The sequence below is a fragment of the Pseudokineococcus sp. 5B2Z-1 genome (genome assembly GCF_037482305.1).
Lineage (GTDB): Bacteria > Actinomycetota > Actinomycetes > Actinomycetales > Quadrisphaeraceae > Pseudokineococcus.
In genome coordinates, this window is the sequence record NZ_JBBHZG010000012.1 from 1 (window position 1) to 4,819 (window position 4,819).

The window sequence follows — 4,819 nt, forward strand, 5'->3', positions numbered from 1 at the left end:
CCGACGGCCCGACGCGCGACCTGCTCGCCGACGCCGCGCTGCTGCGCGCCCACCGCCTCGAGCTGCCCTTCGGCCTCGACCCGCGCGCGCTGCCGCCGCCGTCGGCCAATTGACACGCCGCCTCGCCATGCTTCGTGTCACCCGCCTCTCTCGCCCGTAGGGCGCCAGTGACGTCAGTTTCAGCGGGGCATCAGGCGGCTCCGACGGCTACCAAGTTGAAGCCGACGATAAGCACGGCGTACGGCAGGACGATCTCAGTCAGCGGCGTCAACCGCTTGGGGCGTACAACTCCTAAGTGCCACTCGGTAGATTTCCGCCGGCTACCCCTGCATTCACCGCTGTTGCATCCAGCCATCATGGGCCCACGCGCCGCTTTCGATGGGCACGCCTTAGTCATCCCCCGGCGCGTCGGTGATCGACGCCCTGAGTGAAAGCGTCTATGCTTGCTTCGACAATCTCCTTATCATCCTTGTCGAGGGCAGAAAAGTAGGCGCTGATCCACTGGGCGGCGGCGGCTTCGCCCTCACTCAGCATGGTGGCGCGCAAGTGGAGAGCTGAAACGTACAAGGGATCTGCAACGCATTGCGGGTCGACCGCGGCGTCGGAGAGCCCAGCGCGCATGGCTGCTAAGAGATCTGGCACCGCCGACGATGGTGTCTTAGCCTGACGCAGGATTATGGCGAACGCCGTCCCCGCTGCCTTGGCAGCTGTTAAGACGTCGGGGTAGGCGTAAGACAGTCCTCGAGCGCATCGGAACGCCCAGCCTCCAAGGCTGTCCGGGCTCTTCGCCGCTACCTGAGAAGCCACGGAATTCAAAAGTGTGTACGCGTGCTGTAGGTTCGCCCATAAGGTGGCATCGCCGAGGAGCGCCGCGGCGCCTAAGGGTTGCCATAAATCGTGGTCGGCGACGACATGCAAGAGGCTCTCAGTCAAGGGCACCGCCACAGACGCCCGCGCCAAGCGCGTGTGCATCTCAACACTCCATTCGGCGCCTTCAGGTCTGCGCGACCCCGCCGCCGTAATAAGAGCGGCAGATCCAAATGCTCCGATGCCCATGGACCGCGCGAGGGAACGCAGCGACGCGTCGTCGCTCCAAAGGGGTCTTCCGAGAGAACCGGCGGTCTGCAGTGTAGGGAGCCAGGGGCTGAAGCTGCCGCCGCCGGCGTCCGCGGCGGCCTTCGCGTTGCCACTCTGAGGCAACAGTGAACGTCGTCGCGGCATGGCTAAGGCGAGGTCTAGCAGGTCCACTGCCGATTCGGCGAACCGTTCTGCCTGCTCCTCTGGCAACTCATGTATGACGCTGCGCTGCTCTACTTCGTCATAGCCTATGCTTACGGTGCTTTTGGTGGACAAGGAGTCTCGCCCATTCCGCACATCCATCAAAGTCTCGTCGATGATCTCGCAAGCGGTGAAGGCCCGCATAAGATGCTCGCGATCTTCCTGAGGTAACTGTAGTACGGCGACTAGGGCTGAGGCATCCACGATGCAAGGGCCGCCGAGTGCAGCATAGGCCTCCGTCACAGAGAGAGCATGCTCGCTACTATGAGGCGCTGAGGCGGGTAGGACTCCCAGGCCCCGCGTAAGCAGTATCTCGGAGTAGGCTTTGCTGGACGTGGCGCTCAGTAAACCCAAGGGCATCTCGCCGCGCGCTACTCGACCTTCTGTTATTCGACGGAACGCCCTCGCGCGAGAGTCGCCCTGCGTCGCTTCGTGTAGTCGTGTGAGCATGGCTGCAGGATCGTCTGGGTCGACTGCAATGCTTTGTATGGCACCTTCTGGCCACCGCCGCAAGTACTCGGCGATCATGCCTTGCACCTCTGCCAGCAGGTCGTCACTCAGGGGTGCGTCAGTCTTTGGGCCTGGCAGGAGGACGCTAGCGACGGCCTTCGCGGCCAAGTGCTCATCGTCCGGGAATCTGTGCGTCAACTCCACCGCGCCCCTTGCCAACTGCTCGGCGTTCCCCTCCTCTCGAAAGAGCGTTAGCCAAGCGATGGCTTGGCGGAGGTCTTGGGGCGTAAGTAGGGTCGGGTGCTCCTGAAAAGTGCGCCAGGCGGAAGTCGTGTCGGCTCGCGCCAGATGCAACCGGATCAGGTCCCAGCGTCTGTAGGTGTGGGCAGGGTCGATATCTAGGCATGACGTGAGGAAGCCCGTGGCGGCGGGCAAGTCGTCGGCTTCCGCTGCCATTTGAGCTGCGAAGTGCAGCGCTCTCGCGCGGCCTGGCCAGGCTGCAGACTCCGATGCAAGTATCTGGAGTGCTAAGTCCTTAGCCTCAGGGGCGCGGTCGGCCTTATGCATCAATATGGCCGCGTTGAACAGTAGATCTGGGTCGGCGAAGCGTCGCCCCGCCTGCTGGTATACGTCGATCGCCGCAGCCGTGTCGCCCGCTGAGTCATATGCTTGCGCTAGAAGAGTGGCAGATTGCAGGTCATCGCCGGCGCGGCCGCGGAAGCGTTCAACTACCTGGTCATGTTCGCCGCGCGCCAGTTCCCCTATAGCGAGGATCTGTGCGGCTGTCGCTGGATGATGCTGGATCAAGTAGTCCATATTCGGCAAGACTCTTGCGCCTGTGCCAGCAAGACCCGCTAGCGCTACTGCCCGCTTCGACTCATCATCCCCAGAGGCGGCTACCGCGGCGCTCCAATGGTGCTCCGGGTCACCGCCATGTTGGGATGCCGAATGCGCAAGGGCTCGTTCTCGGTCGAAGGCGTCAAGGTGGCTGAGGTCGAGCGCGTCGATGCTTTCCCCGCGGAGGGCCATCGCGACGGCGACTTTAGCCAGAACGAGAGGTGATGCGGCTTCGCGTGGCGTGGCCTCGCCATGGACGGTCCCAAGCTCAAGCACGGCGTCCACGTCGCCAGCAAAGAAAGCGGCTTCGCATGCGGCGGCTACCGCCGTGGCCGTCTCGCCGCGCCAGATGCGCCGGGAATCGCGTGCCATGAGGGCCAGCCGGCGAGCCTCTTGTAAGTGGAACATGGGACGCCTGGACTGTCCCAGGCCAACCAGCGTTACAAGCCGGGTGGCCTGCGCAATCGCGATATCGGCTCGCCAAGCTCGCTCAAGGAAGGATCTTGTTGGCTCGATGGAGAGGGCTAAGAGTGGGCCGATCGGTGCGTCGCTATTTGCGGCCAGGAGGAGAGCGGTATCGGCGATCAGCCAGCGTCGGAAGAGGTCAGTCGCGTTCCTGGGCGACCAAGTGTCGAGTATCGAGTGGACGCCATCCCAGTCTTCTTCGACTAGTCGGTCGACAGCTCGGACAAACGGCGAGGGGCTCTCTGTGGGAGTTCCGGCTAAGGCTAGGGTGCGCCTAGCTCCGACGCGGTCACGCGTCAGATCAGTGAACGCGGCTCTAGCGATGAGAGTTTGGCGCTCGATGGTGCCGCGTTGAGCCGCCAGCAAGAGGAGCTCACGCCCCAGAGCCTGTCCCTCGTAAGCGAGCGCTAACTCCGCCGCGGCGAGCGTGGCGTGTGGGCCGGCATCCTCCAGCCAGGAAGGGCGGAGCCTAGTCCATTCCGCTATGACATCGAGTGGGTCGACTGATGTCTCGGTTAGAGATTCGATTAGCCACCAAGTGTGTTGCTGGTCCTCGGTCCATGCTCGTCGAACCACCTCATGCAGCGCCGCCGGTAGTCGGGGGAGGCGGGCCTCGAGGGAGTGCTCATTGCCCTGGTCGAACGCTTTGTCGTGGCTCGCTTGTAGGCGGCGCAGGCCACCTTGCAGGTCAGCGAGCGCCGCGCTTTGGGCCTCAAGTTTTCCGGAGACGCGTACTGCTGCAATCCTAGTGGACCATGTCGCGCTGTGCTCGGACAGGATCGCATCGTAGAGTCTGGTGGCGACCCGAGTGGCGCGCTCCCTCTGCGTGGCATGCGGGAGGCGGGACCAGCGGCCGTCTCTCCGCAGAGCAGACTCAAGTGCGGCGACGGCTGTTGGGCCTGGCGCCTGCGGCGCGAGTAGAACCTTAGACAGAGTGTCTGGTTGTCTGAGCCACCGAACCAGCTGGCGGCGTGGGCGAGGCCGCGGCAGGCCACTAAAGGCCGCTTTTGCAGTGCGTTGAGGCCAATGCCTCTCCCGCAATAGTTGGCTGGCCAACGTTCCTGCCGTCTTCGCGCCCATTTGCGCCACGTACAAGCCGGCGGCCTCGAGGGAAACCATACTTGCACCGTCCTCTCAGGAGCTTGACGCTGCCCATCGTGACAACTTGCGAAGTAACCTAGTGTCACTGGGCAACGCTGTCCCCTACGCGTTGGTGAGGTTGAAGGCGATGTCGTCCCCGACGGTCGGCGGAGGAGCTGGTCGTCCGGGTCCTGCAGCAAGACGCCGACGCGCCGGCGCACCTCCGGCAGCGTGCGTCGGCCGAGCTCGAGGCCGCCGACGACGACCCGCCCGGCGCCCGTCCCACCCGCCACCGCCCCGAGGACGCCGACGAGGTGCAGCACGAGCGTCGTCTTCCCGGCGCCGTTGGGGCCCAGCAGCGCGACCCGCTCGCCGGCGGTGACCGCGAGGTCGACGCCGAAGAGCACCTGGCGCCCGTCGGGGTGGGCGAAGGCCAGACCCTCGACGAGCAGCGAGGGCGGGCCCTCGACACCGGCGTTCACCCCACGACCCGCGCGCTCACCGCGACCGCCGCCGCGGTTGCTGGTACTGCGCGGGCCATCTCGCCCACTGGGCCGCGGTCGTGGGCCCGCTCGGGGACACGGGAGACTCACACAGCCAAAATCTGCGCGCCCGCGTCGACCGCGCGCTCGCCGACGTGGCGCTCGGCGACGTCGCCGACCGCGCGCCGCACCACCTGTCCCAGGGCCAGCGGCGCCGGGCGGCGCTC

At 65.2% G+C, this 4,819-nt stretch carries 1 protein-coding gene and 3 pseudogenes; 2 read left to right on the forward strand and 2 right to left on the reverse strand.

What is annotated here, in order from left to right:
* Positions 1–113: pseudogene (locus WDV85_RS17215) on the forward strand (cobalt ABC transporter ATP-binding protein); the annotation flags it as partial.
* A gap of 280 nt (positions 114–393) precedes the next feature.
* On the opposite strand, the gene WDV85_RS16955 reads toward WDV85_RS17215, so the two are convergent.
* Positions 394–3,606 carry a tetratricopeptide repeat protein gene (locus tag WDV85_RS16955; protein WP_339571743.1) on the reverse strand — a complete coding sequence of 1,071 codons (3,213 nt, stop codon included), beginning with the start codon at positions 3,604–3,606 and terminating at the stop codon, positions 394–396.
* Positions 3,607–4,251: 645 nt separating this feature from the next.
* A pseudogene (locus WDV85_RS17220) lies at positions 4,252–4,592 on the reverse strand (ATP-binding cassette domain-containing protein); the annotation flags it as partial.
* A 122-nt stretch (positions 4,593–4,714) separates the two neighbouring features.
* Between WDV85_RS17220 and WDV85_RS17225 the strand changes: the two are divergent.
* Positions 4,715–4,819 (forward strand): annotated as a pseudogene (locus WDV85_RS17225) (cobalt ABC transporter ATP-binding protein); the annotation flags it as partial.